This window comes from Nitrosomonas sp. JL21 (assembly GCF_009833095.1).
Lineage (GTDB): Bacteria > Pseudomonadota > Gammaproteobacteria > Burkholderiales > Nitrosomonadaceae > Nitrosomonas.
This window is the reverse complement of record NZ_QRCB01000006.1, coordinates 1-18,744: the sequence shown is the minus strand read 5'-3', so window position 1 is coordinate 18,744 and position 18,744 is coordinate 1. Positions and strand designations below refer to the sequence as shown.

23 protein-coding genes are annotated in these 18,744 nt (G+C 45.9%); 8 read left to right on the top strand and 15 right to left on the bottom strand.

Annotated elements, in window-relative coordinates; translation table 11 throughout:
- Positions 1-446 precede the first annotated feature (446 nt).
- Both ABF87_RS02660 and ABF87_RS02655 read left to right on the top strand, forming a co-directional pair.
- The gene (locus tag ABF87_RS02660; protein WP_160827591.1) at positions 447-968 is read left to right on the top strand and encodes a hypothetical protein; all 522 of its coding nucleotides are present in this window, start codon (positions 447-449) and stop codon (positions 966-968) included.
- 532 nt (positions 969-1,500) lie between these two features.
- Positions 1,501-1,854, top strand: a complete 354-nt coding sequence (locus ABF87_RS02655) for a CZB domain-containing protein (protein WP_160827590.1) — start codon at positions 1,501-1,503, stop codon at positions 1,852-1,854.
- A gap of 130 nt (positions 1,855-1,984) precedes the next feature.
- Here the strand turns inward: ABF87_RS02655 and ABF87_RS02650 are convergent, their stop codons facing one another.
- The 10 genes from ABF87_RS02650 to ABF87_RS02605 form a co-directional block, all read right to left on the bottom strand.
- Entirely contained in the window at positions 1,985-2,593 is a 609-nt protein-coding gene (locus tag ABF87_RS02650) for a glutathione S-transferase (RefSeq protein ID WP_160827589.1), read from the bottom strand.
- Positions 2,594-2,624: 31 nt separating this feature from the next.
- The gene (gene djlA / locus ABF87_RS02645) at positions 2,625-3,413 is read right to left on the bottom strand and encodes a co-chaperone DjlA (RefSeq protein ID WP_160827588.1); all 789 of its coding nucleotides are present in this window, start codon (positions 3,411-3,413) and stop codon (positions 2,625-2,627) included.
- Positions 3,414-3,651: 238 nt separating this feature from the next.
- On the bottom strand, positions 3,652-3,894 hold the full coding sequence (locus ABF87_RS02640; protein WP_160827587.1) for a BolA/IbaG family iron-sulfur metabolism protein: 243 nt from the start codon (positions 3,892-3,894) through the stop codon (positions 3,652-3,654).
- A 44-nt stretch (positions 3,895-3,938) separates the two neighbouring features.
- Complete coding sequence (locus ABF87_RS02635; RefSeq protein ID WP_160827586.1) at positions 3,939-4,694, bottom strand: ABC transporter permease; 756 nt, start codon at positions 4,692-4,694, stop codon at positions 3,939-3,941.
- Positions 4,691-5,605 carry an ABC transporter ATP-binding protein gene (locus ABF87_RS02630; RefSeq protein WP_193567990.1) on the bottom strand — a complete coding sequence of 305 codons (915 nt, stop codon included), beginning with the start codon at positions 5,603-5,605 and terminating at the stop codon, positions 4,691-4,693. Before ABF87_RS02630 ends, ABF87_RS02635 begins: the two co-directional genes overlap by 4 nt.
- Positions 5,606-5,674: 69 nt before the next feature.
- The gene (locus tag ABF87_RS02625) at positions 5,675-5,968 is read right to left on the bottom strand and encodes an STAS domain-containing protein (protein ID WP_160827585.1); all 294 of its coding nucleotides are present in this window, start codon (positions 5,966-5,968) and stop codon (positions 5,675-5,677) included.
- A 32-nt stretch (positions 5,969-6,000) separates the two neighbouring features.
- The gene (locus ABF87_RS02620; RefSeq protein ID WP_160827584.1) at positions 6,001-6,621 is read right to left on the bottom strand and encodes an ABC transporter substrate-binding protein; all 621 of its coding nucleotides are present in this window, start codon (positions 6,619-6,621) and stop codon (positions 6,001-6,003) included.
- A 69-nt stretch (positions 6,622-6,690) separates the two neighbouring features.
- Entirely contained in the window at positions 6,691-7,152 is a 462-nt protein-coding gene (gene mlaD, locus ABF87_RS02615; RefSeq protein WP_160827583.1) for an outer membrane lipid asymmetry maintenance protein MlaD, read from the bottom strand.
- The gene (gene mlaE, locus ABF87_RS02610; protein ID WP_160827582.1) at positions 7,152-7,949 is read right to left on the bottom strand and encodes a lipid asymmetry maintenance ABC transporter permease subunit MlaE; all 798 of its coding nucleotides are present in this window, start codon (positions 7,947-7,949) and stop codon (positions 7,152-7,154) included. Before mlaE ends, mlaD begins: the two co-directional genes overlap by 1 nt.
- A complete protein-coding gene (locus tag ABF87_RS02605; RefSeq protein WP_160827581.1) occupies positions 7,942-8,754 on the bottom strand; it encodes an ABC transporter ATP-binding protein in 813 nt (270 codons plus the stop codon). The genes mlaE and ABF87_RS02605 overlap by 8 nt, the downstream gene beginning before the upstream one ends.
- Positions 8,755-9,159: 405 nt before the next feature.
- Here ABF87_RS02605 and ABF87_RS14900 point away from each other — a divergent pair, with 405 nt between their 5' ends.
- From ABF87_RS14900 to wrbA, 3 genes are all read left to right on the top strand, one after another.
- Positions 9,160-9,858 (top strand): PEP-CTERM sorting domain-containing protein, encoded by a 699-nt coding sequence (locus tag ABF87_RS14900; RefSeq protein WP_160827580.1) that lies wholly within the window; start codon positions 9,160-9,162, stop codon positions 9,856-9,858.
- 235 nt (positions 9,859-10,093) lie between these two features.
- Positions 10,094-10,927 (top strand): thermonuclease family protein, encoded by an 834-nt coding sequence (locus ABF87_RS02595; RefSeq protein ID WP_160827579.1) that lies wholly within the window; start codon positions 10,094-10,096, stop codon positions 10,925-10,927.
- 299 nt (positions 10,928-11,226) lie between these two features.
- Positions 11,227-11,856: an NAD(P)H:quinone oxidoreductase gene (gene wrbA / locus ABF87_RS02590; protein ID WP_160827578.1), complete on the top strand. Its 630-nt coding sequence runs from the start codon at positions 11,227-11,229 to the stop codon at positions 11,854-11,856.
- A 91-nt stretch (positions 11,857-11,947) separates the two neighbouring features.
- Here the strand turns inward: wrbA and ABF87_RS02585 are convergent, their stop codons facing one another.
- A complete protein-coding gene (locus tag ABF87_RS02585) occupies positions 11,948-12,454 on the bottom strand; it encodes a hypothetical protein (protein ID WP_160827577.1) in 507 nt (168 codons plus the stop codon).
- Positions 12,455-12,509: 55 nt separating this feature from the next.
- Between ABF87_RS02585 and ABF87_RS02580 the strand changes: the two genes are divergently transcribed.
- Complete coding sequence (locus ABF87_RS02580; protein ID WP_160827576.1) at positions 12,510-12,773, top strand: NAD-dependent epimerase/dehydratase family protein; 264 nt, start codon at positions 12,510-12,512, stop codon at positions 12,771-12,773.
- A 75-nt stretch (positions 12,774-12,848) separates the two neighbouring features.
- Positions 12,849-13,259, top strand: coding sequence for a KGG domain-containing protein (locus ABF87_RS02575; protein WP_160827575.1), 411 nt, complete (start codon positions 12,849-12,851; stop codon positions 13,257-13,259).
- Positions 13,260-13,503: 244 nt separating this feature from the next.
- Here ABF87_RS02575 and ABF87_RS02570 read toward each other — a convergent pair whose 3' ends face one another.
- The 4 genes from ABF87_RS02570 to ABF87_RS14640 form a co-directional block, all read right to left on the bottom strand.
- Entirely contained in the window at positions 13,504-14,160 is a 657-nt protein-coding gene (locus ABF87_RS02570) for a response regulator transcription factor (protein ID WP_160827574.1), read from the bottom strand.
- On the bottom strand, positions 14,150-16,597 hold the full coding sequence (locus ABF87_RS02565; protein WP_240143489.1) for an ATP-binding protein: 2,448 nt from the start codon (positions 16,595-16,597) through the stop codon (positions 14,150-14,152). The genes ABF87_RS02570 and ABF87_RS02565 overlap by 11 nt, the downstream gene beginning before the upstream one ends.
- 151 nt (positions 16,598-16,748) lie before the next feature.
- Positions 16,749-16,928, bottom strand: a complete 180-nt coding sequence (locus tag ABF87_RS02560) for a hypothetical protein (protein WP_160827573.1) — start codon at positions 16,926-16,928, stop codon at positions 16,749-16,751.
- Positions 16,929-17,089: 161 nt separating this feature from the next.
- Entirely contained in the window at positions 17,090-17,266 is a 177-nt protein-coding gene (locus ABF87_RS14640; protein WP_164503124.1) for a hypothetical protein, read from the bottom strand.
- Between the two features lie 201 nt (positions 17,267-17,467).
- On the opposite strand from ABF87_RS14640, the gene ABF87_RS02555 reads away from it, so the two are divergent.
- The gene (locus ABF87_RS02555; RefSeq protein ID WP_160827572.1) at positions 17,468-18,055 is read left to right on the top strand and encodes a DUF2780 domain-containing protein; all 588 of its coding nucleotides are present in this window, start codon (positions 17,468-17,470) and stop codon (positions 18,053-18,055) included.
- Positions 18,056-18,744: the final 689 nt, after the last annotated feature.

Below are 18,744 nucleotides of genomic sequence, written 5' to 3'. Positions count from 1 at the left end.
TACAAATAACCCGAAGGACAAGCAGTAACTTTACAACGTTAATTTAAAACGTGCTGAAATCTTTTATAGCGATAAAGGTACACTGGGTGTATCGATTAATTTTATACCAATTATTGAATACTCGAGATTCATTAACCAGATAAAACAAAAAACTGTTTTACTTCAACCGCTCCGATTTCAGCCGGACGACGCGTGCCGTAAAAATAACATAGTGTTTAATCCATGCAATATAAGTTTCTTCTGTACCTAAGCTATAGTGTTTGTATTTTTTCACGGACTTGATCGAGTAATTGGTATTATGTGCTTATACTATTTGTTTTGGTCAATCAATTAATATGATAACAAAACATCACTGTAATTCCATGACATTACCTACAAGAATATTGGACAAAATTTTTTATATTTTGCATTGGACGTTTTCAACTCCACCTAAAGGAAAGCGAAATTTGATTCGGATGAGTTTCGGACTATGGTTGACAATTCTCATCGCAATACTACTTCAAGGCTGTGCTTCGTCGAAAGTATCAATTGCACCTGTCGCGCCGCCGGTGCATCATGCCGTCAAAGTCATTGCTCTTGCACCCGGTGGTGGCGTGCTCGCAGACGCTGTTGGGATTGAGCTTGCGAACCGTGGCTTCACGATTATCGACCCTTCCAGTACGACCAATATGCTCGTCCGGTTGAATCTCAACGAAGTCGAGATTGCTAAGCCGGAAGGTCTAACCAAGCTTAGGGAGCAGGGAATCGATGCATATCTCGTCGTTCGCGCGGCTGGTGGCTACGACCAGCAACCGCAGAGCGCGAGCTCTCGCATGAACAGCACGCACAACGGTCAACTGCTTGCCGGGGTAACATGGCAGAACGGCTTTGGTGGCCAGGCAGGCTCCGTTGCGGATCGCGTGATGCGGAAAGGTCTCTCTGAGGCAGCGATCGATATTGCGAACGCCCTAGTGGAGCGCATGCAATAGCGCGCAAGACCTAGCTCCAAAAGCTTGTCGTACAACTGCTCGCGAGTCAGCATCTGATGTCGTTTTACGATACTTTTTGATGTGTATGCCGACTTCTCAATCGCGAAAACGCCGCTCGAGATGGAGGAAGATATTCATTATCAACCTGATCTTTATCGAATCAACGTGTGCAACGCCAGGGTCGTTACGGATCAAATCCAAGGGATTACTAGGCAGAAGCTGCAGAATGACATCAGAGGACTTCACAACCAAAGGGAGCAAACAGCGACTCCAGGACGACGGCTCGCTGCGCCTCCAGCAACGCCGACAATTTGCAGTAATTCCACCTAAAAACAGTCTATTTGCAAATTTATATTCGGTACAAACGATAACGCCTATCAGCACAACTCTTTCAGAATTCAGGAAATGTGACGTTACTTTTTACTGACGGACATTTCTGAACCAGGAACTCCTCATGGTGGAATGCGAGTCAACTACGCATTGCTTGCAATAGCTCTGCTTTCATAGACAAACCACATTTTGGAGAGAACACATGGATCTGAATAGCGCAATCGAAAAACATGCGGAGTGGAAAACTAAATTCCGCAGTGCCATTTCAAAACAGGAAAAAATGGATGACGCCACTATTTCCAAGGATAATTGCTGCGAATTGGGCAAATGGCTCCATGGCGAATCCAAATATAAATTTTCAAAATTTCAATCGCATGCCGATTGCGTTGCCAAGCATGCAGCCTTTCATGTCGAAGCCGGCAAAGTCGCAAAGACCATCAATGCGGGCAAGTACACGGAAGCAGAAGCATTGCTCGCGACGGGAAAGCGCTACGCCAACGCTTCCAGCGCAGTAGCTGTGGCCATCACACGATTGAAAAAAGAGGCTGGGCTTTAAAAACCCAACAAAGAGTATCCGCACATTCAACGAGCTAGGGCCGGGTTTGAGATGTCTTTGACTACCCGGCTGTCAGTCACTTGAATGTTGAGAATATCAAACGCTTTCAAAGAAAATACCAAGTATGCGGTCACTCGCCTTCTTTCCGCATCACACTGAGAAACAATTCGGACTGCAACAGATCGTCCAGCCAACGCACCACATTTCGATAACGCGACGCGCAAAACCAATCCGGATCGACATTGCAGAATTGCCGGATGAATGGAAAAATCGCCATATCCGCCAATGTATGCCGCCCTGCCAGCAAGTGGCCGGTGTTTTTCAGACGCTCCTCCAGATCGACCAGAAAGAGCTCAGTTTGTTCACGATAATAGGCTTCGGAATGCTGCGGATAGCGCACGGCGTATTTGTACAAATCGAGTTTCGGCTTGAACCATTCATCGTTGCGTTGAATCAGCGTCAGCATGTCAGCAGTGATCATCCGATCGTCATCCAACCAATGTTCAGGATCATTGTGTTTCAGTGCCCAATGCATGATATCAAGGCTCTGCTCGAGCACCTGCCCGTCGGCAAACTTCAGTACCGGCACCGTGCCTTTGGGTGAGCATTCCAGCATTTCTTTGGGTTTGGCGCGCAAGCTGACTTCCTGCGTATCCACGTCCACGCCGCTGACTTTGATCGCCAGCCGTGCGCGAATGGCGAACGGACAACGACGGAAGCTGTAGAGCAACGGTTTCATTGTTGGCAGAAAATTTAAATCGCTGAGAGGACTATGCGGCGGAGCGGTTCTGTTCCCGATGTTTTTTGATCAAGTCATACGCAGTTTGGACTTCCTTGGCCTGCTCAGTCGCAACTTTGATCATTTCTTCAGGTACGCCCTGCCCCATCAGTTTATCTGGGTGATATTGGCTCATCAGCTTACGATAAGCACGCTTGATTTCCTGGTCGCTGCTGTCCTTGCTGACACCCAAGGCGCGATAGGCATCATCCAGCGCGCTCGCCGACGTACTCCGTCCCCCCGCAAAATGCGTCTGATTCGACACCATGTCGAGCAACTGCGCAAATGCGGCGGGATGATAACCCAAGCGACCGGCGATTTCTCTCAGCAACTCCTCTTCGGCCGTATTCAAGTGCCCATCGGACAATCCCATGATAATGAGGTAGATCAGCAGCATTTGTTTCAAGTTTGCCGAATAACCACAGATAGTGACGAATTCAGTGATCGTTGGGTGGATATCATAGCCAGGCGAAGCACCTTGCTTGAACAATGCGATCGCTCTCAATCGGTGATCGGGGGTCATGCCGAGTTTTTGCATGAACTGCTCGACATGCAACACTTCGGTTTCTGATACTCGGCCATCGGATTTCGCCAATTTACCCATCAGAATGAACACGGTTTCAAGGAAAACAGTTTGTCGCTTGGTGATATTGAATGGATTCATGCCACCTGGGCCGAATGCCCGGAACCGGTCGATGAAACTTCCAATGAAATAGCCGAGAAATATCCCGAGAAAACCGAAAATATAGAAGCCTGCTATGGCGCCGAGTAGTCTAAACACTGCTATTCCAGATCAAGTAAAAATGAGCCCGGGCGTTCGATGAAACTTTCAGTTTTTCCTGCCGTTTGTGTTCCGCGATTGATGAATGCGAGGGACATCCTGAAAAACTTATGTGCTCAACCAAGTTAAAGGTGGTTACGATGAAATAAGGTTCAAACATGTTCATGGGTCATTGAAACTGCGCGCATTGACATTGACGTCGCCTGCTTGCCTGTCGTTCTCCCTCTTTTAAGGGTCTCTACGAGCGGTGAGCCCACTGCTCCGGTGTCAGCGTTCTCATCGATAACGCATGGATTTCCTGTTTCATGCGATCCCCCAATGACTTATATACCATTTGATGTTGTTGCACGGTATTTTTACCGACAAACTGTGCGCTGACGATGAGCGCTTCGAAGTGCCGCCCGTCATCGCCCTCGACTTGAACGTGCTCGCACGGCAATGCCGCTTCGATGTAAGTTTTCACGTTTTCTGCTGTAATCATTCCTTCCTCCTATAGGTATTATTGTATGTAGTATATGTTTATTTTTAGTGCCGCAATTTATAGCCTTTTTTAAGCAGGTGAATAGCTAGCATCGAAATCATTACCAGGCATATTGCCACAATCGCCAAACTTATATAAGGCGAAATATCGGATACGCCAAAAAAGCCGTAGCGAAATCCATCGATCATATAAAAGAAGGGATTGAGGTGCGATAAATACTGCCAACCGACCGGCAACGAATGGATGGTGTAAAAAACACCTGATAAGAACGTCAGAGGCAAAATGATGAAATTCTGGAACGCCGCCAGTTCATCGAATTTATCCGCCCAGATGCCAGCGATCAATCCCAGCGCGCCCAGAATCGCGCTGCCAAGTATAACGAACAACAATGCCCACCCTGGCAATTCCAAAGGGATATCAAAGAAAAGGAGCGTCACGACATAAACACCGAGCCCAACCAGTAATCCGCGCGCGATCGATGCCAGTATATAGGCCAGAAAAATGGCCTGATACGAAATAGGCGATAATAGAATGAACACGATATTGCCGCTGATCTTGGACTGGATGATGCTGGATGAGGAATTGGCAAACGCGTTCTGAATGACCGCCATCATCACCAATCCTGGAATCAGGAAAACTGGGTATGGAACCTGCGGATATACTTCGACATGCGCCTCCAGCACATGAAAGAAAATCAGCAGATACAACAATGTCGACACCATCGGCGCCATGATCGTCTGAAAACCGACTTTCCAGAAACGCAATAATTCCTTGTAGAGAAGGGTGACAAAACCGGTCATGCAGACTCCTTGTTCTTGCGCATCAGCTTGAGAAAAACATCCTCCAAATCCGGTTGCTGCAGATGCATTTCCACGATCTGAATATCCGCTGCGCGCAACGCTGACAAAATAACTTCGATATGCGCATAATTTTCAATGCGCAACTCATGCAATCCATATGCCTGCGCAATGAGCAACGGGCGCAATACGGGCGGCAGCTTATCCGGCAGAATTTTCAATTTTACGGTCTGGCCCGACGTCATGGTGCCAATCAAATTTTTCGTGCTATCCAACGCGATGATCTTCCCCTGTTTCAGCATCGCCACCCGATTGCACAAGGTTTCCGCTTCTTCCAGATAATGCGTCGTCAGCACGATGGTGTGGCCGTCTTGATTCAGTTGTTTGATGAAATCCCACAACGTCTGGCGCAGCTCGACATCCACCCCCGCGGTCGGCTCATCCAGAATGATGACCGGCGGCTTATGCACCAGCGCCTGCGCCACCAATACCCGACGTTTCATGCCGCCCGACAAAGCGCGCAAATTAGTATCGGCTTTGTCGGCAAGATCCAGGCGCTCGATGATTTCATCGATCCAGCGGTTATTGCCGGTAATGCCGTAATAACCCGATTGAATACGCAATATTTCCCGTACCGTGAAGAATGGATCAAATACCAATTCTTGCGGCACCACACCCAAATTCAGGCGAGCCTGCTGATAATTTCGGATGACGTGGTGTCCCATGACGGTCACGTCGCCGCTATCGACAAGCGAAAGGCCGGCGATGATACTGATCAACGTAGTTTTACCGGCGCCATTGGGGCCAAGCAAAGCGAAAAATTCACCGCTGTGAATTTCCAGATCGATATCATCGAGCGCACGCACAGCTCCATAGCGTTTGCTCACATGCTTGACTTCAATGGCGGGCAACATCAGCGTGTAAAATGAAATGACTGTGGATTGTTACGAGGAAGAAAATGTAGAGCGATCGGAACAACTTATTCAGTGCGGTAGCTCACTTGCAGGAATCATTTCTACAATTCCGTATAACTGAATCAAGGTTGCCAGATTGGGAGGCAAGTTGATGAACTGTAACTGGCATCCTTGCAGGCGCGCAGTACGTAGCCATTCCAGCATCATGCTGATGACGCTGGAATCAACGCTGGTGATCTGTTGCAAATCAACCACCTGGCGAGGCCGATCAAGATATGCCTTGCCCCGTTCGGTGATATCAACGACATTATCAATCGTGATGGGCCCTTGCACGATCATTTTTTCACCATGGCCAGTAATCATTGCCTATCCTCAGATCCAGGAGTGGAGATCGGTTATTTTTTACCTTCCAGGGATTTGTTCTTATCGGTTAAGGTTTTCAAGAGACCTTCGATACCGCCCTTGCGCACTTGACTATTGAAGGTGCTGCGATAATTGGTCACCAGACTGACGCCTGATACGGTGACATCATAGACTTTCCAGCCATCAGGCTTTTTTTCCATATTGTAATCGATCGGCACCGGCTGTTTGCCGTTTCCTTGAATGACTACCGTGCGCACGGTCGCTTCCTTGCCATCCGCCGATGGATGCGCCGCATTGACCTTGATCGTTTCGTCGTGATAGGTCGTCAATGCATTCGAATAGGTGCGCACCAATAACGTGCGGAATTCATCCACCAGCTTGGTTTGCTGCTCCGGCACCGCGGATGCCCAATGTTGTCCCATCGCCAACTGAGTCATACGGGTAAAGTTGAAGTGTGGCAGGATTTTCGTTTCGATCAAATCCAGCATTTTTTCTTTATTGCCATTTTTTAGTTCTTCATCTTTTTGAATGATATCGATTACTTCCCTCACCGTTTTATCGACCAGCCGGTCGGGCGGCAAATCCATCGCCCATGCCGGAAACACCAATGCGACAGACAACACGAAAGCCATTAACCTAATCAATTTGTTCATTATTTCCTCACCAAAAATTTAAGTATCACGCAATACTAAACCAAACATTGTCAAATTAACACATTCTATTCAATCCGACTCCGACGCCTTATCAAACAGGAAACGCCCGATCAGTTCTTCGAGCACCATCGCAGAATTGGTTTTCATGATTTTATCACCATCTTTCAAGACGGCCTCATCGCCCCCCGCAGCCAATCCGACATATTGCTCACCCAGCAAGCCGGATGTCAGGATGCTGGCGAAGGTATCTTTAGGAAACGTAAAACGGCTGTCCACACTCATGGTCACCAGCGCATCATAGGTTTGCGTGCTGAATTGAATATCGGTGACGCGGCCGACGACGACGCCCGCACTTTTCACGGGAGCACGGACTTTCAAGCCACCGATGTTTTCGAAATTGCCGGTAATCACATAACTTTGGGAAGGATTATAGGCATTCAGATTGCCCACCTTGAGACTCAGAATCATCAATGCGATGATCCCCACCCCCACAAACAACCCAACCCATAAATCCATCGTTGTCCGCTGCATTAACTGACTCCTCTAAACATAAACGCGGTCAAAATAAAATCCAGCCCCAGAATGACCAGGGATGACGTCACAACGGTGCGGGTCGTGGCACCGGAGACGCCTTCTGCCGTGGGCGTGGCATCGTAGCCCTCAAATACGGCAATCGCAGTCACCGCGACGCCAAAAAAACAACTTTTGATGAATCCATTCAAAATATCAAATCTGAAATCGACCGCGCTTTGCATTTGCGACCAATAAGAACCTTCGTCCACGCCAATGAAAACCACGGTCACCAGATAACCTCCGTACACGCCCATCACCGAAAAAATGGCAGCCAGCAGAGGCATCGAAATGACGCCCGACCAAAAGCGCGGTGCGACCACGCGGGCAATCGGGTCGACGGCCATCATGCCCATCGCTGCGAGCTGTTCGGTAGCCTTCATCAAGCCGATTTCGGCGGTAATGGCTGAGCCTGCTCGGCTCGCAAACAACAATGCAGCCACGACCGGCCCTAATTCCCGCACCAATGACAGAGCCACCAGAGTGCCGACGGCTGATTCCGAACCGTATTTCTGCAACGTCTCGAAACCCTGTAACCCCAGCACCATGCCCACGAACAAGCCCGATACCACGATAATGATCAGCGACAATACGCCGGTGAAATACAATTCGCGGATGACCAGGTTGAAACGCCGCAGACTGGTGCCGGATTTCAATAACACCAGCACAAAAAAACGACTGGCGTACCCCAATCGCCAGATACCATCGATCGTGCGATGCCCGATGCTGCGAACCGAGGAGATCAGATGCCTAAACAACGCTATCCTCCAGATTCAGATCCTTCCGGTAGGTTTGAGCAGGATAATGGAATGGCACCGGGCCATCCTCTTCGCCATGCACGAACTGATGCACGAATGGCGCTACGGATTCCTTCACTTCTGTCGGCGTGCCGTGCGCAGCAATGACGCCATCGGCAATGAAATACACATAATCAACGATTTTCAGGGATTTCTGGACATCATGGGTGACGACAATCGACGTCATTCCCAGCGCATCGGTCAAGCGGCGAATCAGATTTCCGATCACGCTCAATGAAATGGGATCCAGACCGGTGAAAGGTTCATCGTACATGATCAACATCGGATCCAATGCAATCGAGCGAGCCAATGCCACACGCCGCGCCATGCCGCCAGATAATTCGTTCGGCATCAGATGGTGGGCTCCGCGCAAACCGACGGCATGCAATTTCATCAATACCAAATCCCGAATCATTGGTTCCGGCAAATCGGTATGCTCGCGCATTTGAAACGCGACATTGTCAAATACCGACAGATCGGTGAATAGCGCGCCGAATTGGAACAACATGCCCATTTTGCGCCGCAACTTGAACAGCGCATCGCGATCCAGCTCATGCACTACTTCGCCGCCAAACTTCACGTATCCCGCTGTTGGTCGAATCGCCCCACTGATCAGGCGGAGCAACGTCGTTTTGCCCGAACCGCTGCCGCCCATGATGGCGACCACTTGACCACGCTGCATGGTCATGTCGACACCCTTCAGAATCGGGCGCGTGTCATAGGAAAAGCTGAGGCCTTTGGCCTCAATTAAAGTCTCAGATGGCATGCTAAACGGTAAAATCTAGTTGGAGAAAAAACGAATGAACGGCAGTCCTGGTAGTGTAGGTAACGAATTAAAGCATTTTTAGTAGTAGAAAATTATCGGTGGATCCCTCGCTGCTTTCGATATTATCACCAATAAGGGCATTTGGTCTGATTTTAACCAAAAACTCGCCATCATAACGGTTCAATCATGCTGGAAACCGGTGAAAGATTGAACGAATTTTGCGCTGGTCAATTAAACGAACAAAATGAAGGGCGAGGCGCCCGGAACGCAACAACCGGAACATATCAATCAGCGTTTCTCTGATATTGATGATGTGATTCAAGTACAAACATGATACAAGCAATCAAGCAGCTGTGTTTTCATATTATTATGGTTTTTCGAAAAGCCTTCAAATTGAGGAAAAAAATGAATCTAAAAATTAAGCTAGCTTGTGCACTGTCTATTATTGGGATTTCTTTTTCCGAATTTGCAATAGCTGATCTATACATTTTTGGTAACAGCAGCTTTAGTCGCGATAATGGTCTGAACATCACCACGAGCACTGGAGATTTTTTTGTATCCAACTCTGATAGTGGATGGTGGGCTAGCTCAGCCGGCCATGACGCCGAGAATGATAATTACATTGCCGGAAAATGCTGTGATATAGCCAATCACAATAACTTTTTCACGTTCGATCTTTCCGCTGTGAGTGGTAACGTCATTTCAGCCTCTTTGACGTTATACAGTTATGACGTAATAGGCAGTTCAATCGAATATCAATTATTCGATATCACCTCCCCATTAACTGATGTACGCACTTCGGGAACCAATGTGAGCGTTTATAACGATTTAATGAGTGGCCTATCGTATGGAACTTTTATGTACAATCCATCCGATAGTGATCAAACTCGCACCCTGGTTCTGAATTCTAACGGAATATCTGATTTGAACGATGCAATTGGTGGAGGATTTGGCATCGGGGGCACGATAACAGGCGGCGTAGAAATGCCACCCCCCGTCCCTGAACCGGAAACTTATCTGATGTGGTTGGGCGGATTAGGGTTGATAGGCTTTTGGGGATATCGTAGAAAAAAACTTTTACCTAATTCGATCTTACTGGCTTAATAACGTATTGCTCCTACACTCATCAGGCTCAAAATGCTCATGTATCGCATATAACTATTACGCGAGTTGAGCCTGATGTCACCTTTCCTGACCACCGTTCGCCACCCTCTCAAAAATTCCTTGCCTTGATAGTCTGGTATTTCTGCTTTATTCCATTCCCTATTTCTGCAGCAAATAAAACTATGGCATCATGCTTGCCATGTTTGATTTGATAATCACATCCTGATAACCCGTCATGTCTCAGCGGCATTTCTTCATTCATTGCCTGATACTTAGCGTCGTCACATCCACTGCGATTGCCACCGAAATTTATCGTAGCGTCGATGACAAAGGACGAGTCACTTATTCGGATCAGGCAACGCGTGGCGCTCAGCAGGTTCAAATTGCCGGCTCAAGCAATCGACAGATGCAGCATGTGGTTCGGGTATATGATGGCGACACGATTGTTTTAGAAAACGGTAAGCATGTGCGGTTATTGGGTATCAACACACCCGAGATTGAAAGCCGCCACCAGGTTGAAGAACCCGGCGGTGTAGCCGCCAAACAGTGGCTTCAAGCTCAATTGCCAAGCAACAGTAAAATTTATCTGGAATTCGATCAAGTCAGACACGACAAATACAAGCGGTTACTGGCCTATGTGTATTTGCCGGATGGCAAGCATCTTAATCTCGCATTATTGGAAAATGGCCTGGGGGCCGTCAGCATCATTCCGCCAAACGGCCGCTACGCTGACGAATTGAGCCGGGCACAACAACACGCAGAAAAGAAGAAACTTGGCATATGGGCGATGCCGGAATATCAGTCGCGACCAATTTCGCAGATTTCCAGCCATACCAAAGGCTGGCAACGCTTCATCGGCACACCGATTACTCTTCGCAAAGGCAAGAAATATACCCGGCTCATTATCAACGACAAAACGGATATCCGCATTGCCAATGCAAACCTGCATTTATTTCCAGAATTATCCAGCTATTTGGGAAAAGCAGTCGAAGTTCGCGGCTGGGTAGCACGTAACAAAGACTATTACACAATTCTGATCAGTCATCCGAGCGCGCTGATCTCGCAATGAATTTGGCGGCATCATCCACACCTGAACCTTCTTATCTCTCCTGTCCAATCCGGTTCAGTTCTAAAATCGCCCTGTGTCATTCAACGTACAGACGTTTGCAGACTACTGAGATTATGGTGAAAACTCAATTCACTGACAGGAGATCATCATGACCTCGTCGATTTTCAAAACCAATGATAAGAAAAAGACCCAGACAAGAATAAAATTCCTGGCCGTAAAAAATAAAATACACATACCCCGCCAAAAATTTTTATTTCAAGCGGTTTAATGGATTATTCACAACAAGCAAGGAGTAACTCATGACGAAAATCCTTGTTCTTTATTACAGCATGTATGGTCATATCGAAACAATGGCAAAAGCCGTGGCAGACGGCGCAAATAGCGTTCAAGACAGCCAGGTTTCCATCAAGCGTGTACCGGAACTCGTACCCAATGAGGTAGCCCGGAAAGCAGGCTTTAAGCTTAATCAGGAAGCGCCGGTAGCGACCATCAATGAATTGCCGGATTTCGATGCCATTATTTTCGGCACCCCTACTCGCTTCGGTAATATGTGCGCTCAGATGCGCAATTTTCTCGATCAGACCGGTCAATTATGGGCGAATGGCGATTTGATCGATAAAATCGCCAGCGTATTCACATCCACTGCAACCCAGCATGGCGGTCAGGAAACCACGATCACTTCATTTCATACGACTTTATTGCACCATGGCATGATCATCGTTGGTATTCCCTATTCATGCCAAGAAATCACAACGATGAATGAAATTACCGGCGGCTCTCCATATGGTGCAGGCGCGTTGGCGGGCGGCGACGGTAGTCGGCAACCGTCAGAAAACGAATTAAAGATTGCCCGTTTCCAAGGTATCCATGTCGCAGAAATTACCAAAAGATTATGTTCTTCAGTGCGTGAAAATAAATCCAACGTATGATGTCGGACGGAATCGAACGCGCACGAAAATAATAGCGGATGAAACCGGGAATACTCTGCAGGGAGAAGACAAAGCTAGAAACTCCGGCTTATTAAATGCGTTGGCGCTTTGGTTTTGAATGCGATCCAAGCAATGCAGGCGCAGCCAAGCCCAAAGCGAAAACCCCATAGACCAGAATGAGCGATCGCGGGGATATGCGATGCTCGAAGCCGGGAGTCAAGCGTTTGGGAATGAGATGAAAATCTACCACATAAGCTGATGCCGTTATGGTTAATGCAGTGGCTGCGGCATGGAGTTTTTGATCGCCATGGGGTTTCTTTTCACACCACGCTTGATGCCAGAGCGCCCAGAAAATAGATGCTGCGTGATGAATCAAATAACCTGTAACCGTATAGTGCAGACTGAATGCATTGATGTAGGAAGCATGCCTACCCCAAATCCATTGGCTGGGGCCATTCATCGGAGCGGCTGAATGGTTCAATTCCTTTTTCCCCAACGCTGCTAATGCGAGCGCAGAACCAAGACTCGCAATACTCCCCGAGATCAGCGCTCTGCTGACTATTCGATAAGCTCTGGATGCTGAGAACGCGCAAAACATGACGAATGATGTCAAAAAATAATGGTGAATACTTTTTTAGTATGGTTCGGATAAAATGTCAAATATAGTGATTTTCGGAGTCAGTGGATTCATCGGTAGAAATCTGGCAATAGCCCCGGCCGATGCAGGACACACGATCACGTGTGGCATAAGGCACAAGCCGCTTCCTAGAGAGTTGCAAGGATTCAAATATCTTCAAATGGATTATACCGACAAGAATTTTGCGAATGATCTGGAAAAAAATTTGCGCGGCATTGATGTGGTTATCAATGCTGAAATTAATCCACCCAAGGTTATCCATCGCACAGACGCTTCATGACCATCTCAATACAGTGTGCTCCTGCTCGTTACCGGAGCAGTTCGAAACTGACCTGATTAATTAAGGAGAATGATGATGGCTACCAGTAGAAATCAAAATGATTCGAGTAACACTTCCAACCGAGGATTTGCTTCGATGGATGAAGATAAGCAGCGCGAAATTGCCAGCAAGGGCGGCAAAGCTGCTCATGAACAGGGCACAGCGCATGAGTTTGATTCCGACGAAGCACGAGAAGCAGGACGCAAAGGTGGAAAAGCTGCCCATGAAAAAGGCACAGCCCATGAGTTTGATTCCGAAGAAGCTGCTGAAGCTGGGCGGAAAGGCGGCCAAGCGCGGGGAAGCCATGCCTCACAGGAACGTCACTCTTCCTCGAACATGCGAGGAAAGGCCGATGGAGATAACGACGATGAAGATGATGATAACGATCGTTCTTCCTCTAACTCTCGCAGCGGATCATCCCGACAGCATGCAGACAATAAACGATAGCTTCAAAAGTTACCTAAAACCCGCGCAAGCGGGTTTTATTTTTCCATTTAAACAGGAAATTATTCATCACTAAATAAAAACACAATGTTTCTGGTATTTCAAAAGAAACCCAACGCCAATCCTAAGAGAAGAAGGCAATTGGATACTCCCATTCATCTGTTATATTTCACGGTACAAATTTTAACACCCGTAATTATCATCGATTCCAGGCTAATAATCCTTTCCAGCGTCTGAGAACATTTTCTTATTGTTGTTCGGAAATCCATCGAGTTGCATAACGAATTAAATCGGCACCATCTTTTAAATTTAGCTTGGTTCTGATATTAAAACGATGAGTTTCGATTGTTTTAACGCTCCGACAAAGCAATTTAGAAATCTCATGACTATTATGTCCTTGCCCAATCAGATGCAATACTTCAAATTCACTGGGTGTGAGCGTGTTAATGAGGTGTTCGGGCTCCGCACCTTTCATGACCATACGCTTCAATAGTTTTTCATGCATTTGTTTGCTTAGAAATACATTCCCTTTCAATACTTTACGAATAGCATCCAATAATACTTCCCCCGGCTCTTGCTTCATGACGTAACCCAGTGCCCCGGCTCGGAGAGCACGTTCGGCATACACTGATTCATCATGCATAGAGATGAAAAGTACCGGCAAATCTGGAACCAGAGCATGGATACTTTTGATTACTTCAAGTCCGGATACTGTTTTAAGTGTGACATCCAGCAAGATAATATCGATCGAATTATTCTTCTTTAATATTTCCAGAGCTTCAGTGCCATCACCAGCTTCTGCAAATACTTCCATATCGGGTTCCATGTTGATGAGCATGGCCAAGCCATGCCGAAGCATTGCATGGTCATCTACCAACATTACTTTTGATTTTTTAGTCGACATTTTTAGTTATCTGAGTTTTTAAACGAACTTCGGTGCCACCTTCCTTGCGAGCTAGAATCTCTAGCTTTGCTCCTAATTGTTTTGCTCGGTATTGCATGATTTTAATCCCCATGCCTGCGGTTGATGGATGATTAATATCAATACCTGTGAATCCACATCCATCATCACAGATGGACAAGCAAAGCATTTTTTCATCAGACACTATAGAAATAGTAAGATTTTGGGCTTTGCCATGTCGAATGCCATTATTAGCGGCTTCCTGGGCAATTCGGTACAAATTCAGCGCCATGCTGTTGTTATTATTAATGACATTGATGTTATTGTATGAAAATTTGCAATTAATATTGTAGGTCGTGGAAATTCTTGTGGCTAACGTTTGCAATGCCTGAATCAAGCCATTGGTTTCCAGTTCAAAGGGAAGCAGTCCTTGAGCAAGCTGCTTAATATGAATCACCGCAGTTTGTGTTTGAGTAGCAATGGAAGCGGCCAAAGTGGCAAGATTCTCATTTCCTTTAGTCGTCGTGGAAATCTTTTTTTCTAATACTCGGGCTTGATAACCGATGGCAGCGATTTGCTGCCCAACATTGTCATGTAACTCCTGGCCGATTGTATGCGCCTGTTCTTCTGCAACAGATACTAATGCTTGCTCCAATCGTCTCAATTCCAACCAGCTTTCCAAGTCACTGGCTATAGCATTTACCAATTTTTGTTCTTCGGGGAGACGAAATGGTCTGTTTTCAAAATAGAAAATACTTAAATGACCACATTCTATGCCGTTGACGCTAATTTTTGAGCGTAAAATCGACTTATTTGTATGAAGCTGATAATCATTTTTGAAGTGAGTAAAGTCTGCACCCATATGATTAGTTGATTGCAGCGTGGGAAGCTGATTTTGATCAGAATCTTTAGAGATAAACCGCCTGTCGTTAATTTCGATAACCGCTGTGGCAATTTCTGGAAACTGCATGGCTGGTATTAGATACTTGAATATACTCAAACAAACATCTTCTAACGAAAGTTCCATCCCCATACTGCGTCGAATCTCGTAGAGGCAACTAATTTCATTTAAGCGTGCGTGTAATTGTTCATCCACATCTTTACGTTCCAGCCATCGGGCCAAATCACTCGTAACGGCATTGATCAGCCTTTGTTCTTCCACGACCAAGAAGGGCTTATCCTCTGGATAATAAACGCTTAATTGACCACATGTTTCTCCATTGACGCAAATCTCAGAAGTTAATTCATGAGTTAAATTATGAGTTTGAGGTACAGAAACAATGCGCTTTCCATCAAGCTCGATTGTGATCGAAGCAGATTCTGGATGTTGCATTGCCGGTATCAAAAACTTCATAATATTACGGCAAACGGCCTCTACTGATAATTCCAATCCTAGGCTGCGGCGGATTTCATAGAGGCAAGTGATTTCCTTCAGGCGTTCGCGTAACTCACTTTCTTTACGACTTAGTTCAATAGAAAACTGTTCGGCTGTTTCTTTGGCTTCACGGGCCTCTCTTTCGGATTGGATAAGTTTTCGCACAAACCAGTTTAGTAACAATATCTCTGCAATAATTAAAGCTGCAAGATAAATAATGATATCTTTTAGTTTCTCAGTCACTGGCTTAAATAATTCATCCTCGTCTAGTTTCAGAATCATACTGAGGCCAATGGAATTTAAGGAAGCGTAAGCTTCAATTACCGGTACATGACGATAGTCAATCGTAGCAGCAACGCCACTTTTCCTATCCAGTGTTCTGGAAGGAACGCTTTCATCAGGAACCAAGTGCCTGAATTTAACGCCATCCACTTGGCTGATTAAACAAGCCATTTCATGCTTTCCCTTTTCTGGGGCTGCACACAAAATGAACTCACCGGTTTCCCCGATAGATGTTATTGCTCTAAATCGGCTCGTTAATTGTGGTAAATGAACTTGCGTTGTAATGCTACCAATTCGTTGTTTATCTTCATAAAATACATCTGTCGTGGTATGAAGAATTAACTGTTCATCCCACACTAAAAAAGTATCTTTATTTAATCGCAGCGCTTCTTTGCTTCTGGAAAACTGACCTACCTGTGATAATGTTTTACCCTGCATATCATGAACGACGGCTGCTGAAAAACCTGCTTCGGGAAGTGAATTTACATTGCGGGTAAGATCATGCAGTGCATTATGGTTATCCGGCTCCGCTTTAAGTTGTTGCATGAATTGAACGATAAAAGGACGCAGCGCCAAAGCACGAGTATCTGCCAATCCTTTTTCAATTTGAGATTCAAGCAGTTGTGATTTTCCTTGTAAAGCGACAGCAAGCCCTCGGCCTAATACGGATTCAATTTCCTGGCGCATTGCACTATAAACCGTAACGCCGGTTGTCAGCGTCAATCCAAGTAATAAAATGCCGCCGATGATGCTGATCTTTCGATCATCACGTGTTAAGAACAAACTGATCTCCTTGCATAAATGTTGCGCGCGCGACTCTCAAATTATAGGGATATCAGGTAAATAACTCCAGCGATTGACGACTCTGAGGTATGAATTGAAGGTGATTACGTAATGAGCCAATAATAAAATACTGATTTGTTCATAATGCAACTTAAAATCCATTTTTTGGATTCATGTTGATGCCTTTAATGACCAAATAAAGAAAATTGGCATATTCTTCCAACTTGGAATGCTGAATGGGGATACCTGCTGGAAGGCCGGATTTATCCGCTGCGGTGCTCAGATCAGTTTTCTCAATCTGTTGAGGTTTTGAAGGTGCATTGAAATTCATGATGCTTGAAAAGGCGCTCGTTGGAGCATCCATTGTAAGCCAAGAAAATCAACTAAGACGTAGAGAATGACGCAAAATAAAATATGCAATGGTTAAGGAATGACGAGGCAATGCGCCAATACACTGAGCTGATACGCTATGCCCTAAGCTCTCATTCAAGTTCACTCATATTTTTTAATGAAATCAACCTGATGTAACATCTTTTTTTCTTGAAGGGAACACCACTCCTGCCAAACTTGACGTGCTTCTTCTTTGTTGCTGAATGTCCAAAGTACTACACCATCTTCAGTCATTAATGTCGCCATTTTGTTGGGCCATTCTTTTATTAGGCAATACATTTTTTTCTCCTTTATGTTTTTATTTTAGTACGCTGCATAGCCTACCCAATCAATATGAAAAATGAATGACAATACAATGAAAAATAGATGACAGTGTTTACATTATGTGGAAATGAACGTTGATTGGTGGCATGCTATATGCGAAATACCCACAATACGCATTAACATTAAGTTATCTTCCCGTTTTTATAAGGAGTTATCATGAAAAAAGAAAGTTTCCAGCAATTTGGATCTTTGATGATACTGATCGGCCTAGCTGGATGTGCAGGGACTGGCGGAACAAATAATCCCGTAGATACTGCAAATCAGGGACTATCATCAGGGAGCGTAGCACAGGGCGGTCAGCAACTATTGAGCGCCGGTACCGGCGCCAGTGCTGCGTCAGCGGTTGCAGGTTCGTCAGGTGTAAGCCAGATCGGTTTGGTTGATATTCTGGTGCATCGATTGGGTGTATCGCCACAACAAGCTTTAGGTGGGGCTGGTGCAATTTTTCAATTGGCCCAGGGAAAAATGAATCCACAAGCTTTTACATCCATGTCGCAATCCATTCCCGGTATGAGTACGATGCTGGCTGCAGCGCCGGCGTCATCGGGAGCGAATTTGACATCCATGGCAGGCGGCGCGGGAGGTACATTAGGTGGTGCGGCAGCGTTGGCTTCGTCATTTAAACAACTCGATCTTTCTCCCGATATGGTGGGTAAGTTTATTCCTGTCGTAACCAACTATGTACGTCAATCTAGTGGGAAAGCATCCGCTGATATGCTTCAATCCGTTTTAACTTCCCGCTGATTTCCTGACAATTCATATCAATCCAAGGGTAGCAGAGGTATTTGCTGCCTTTGTCATGGCGCAGAAATAGTTTCTCGTGAGTTTTTCAATTTTTTGGAAAATGATGTGCTGTCATAGGCTGTGAATGAAAAGCTCCAGATTACTCATAAACTGGCCTTTTGCTTGATTTCACATCACCTCATCGTCATTCGCTATCTCTTTTAAAAGCTCACCTAGGCTTGAATGACGAGCGAGAACCAGGTAGGTAGACTAGTAGTCAAAGATGATGGCAACAATATCAGCGGAATTCTAACCTTTGGCAGAATTATTCGCACGAATGATAACAAGCAGGAAACGAGCGATGTCGTCGAAAGAGCGACGGGTAAGCTGCTTAAATTCCAAAAAATAAGAAAGAAACTTCCGCTTTGTGAGTTTTCGCACAGAACAATGGAGGAAAATACTTTATTGTTAAAGTAAGATAAGTTTCTTCGACTTTAACCAGTGTGCTCGCCTTTGAGCACACTGGTTTTTTCTTATTGAAGAGCTTATTTTTATACTTTCACCAGAATGTTTCAAGCACAAGACTGGTCTGCTTAATTTGGCAGCCGACTGCTGGAGTCGATCGGCAATATCCCACCGGTTGAATTTGAAAAGGCATATTATTGCCAATTGAGGAAGTCGACTGATGTGTAGTGGTCTAATAATCTCGG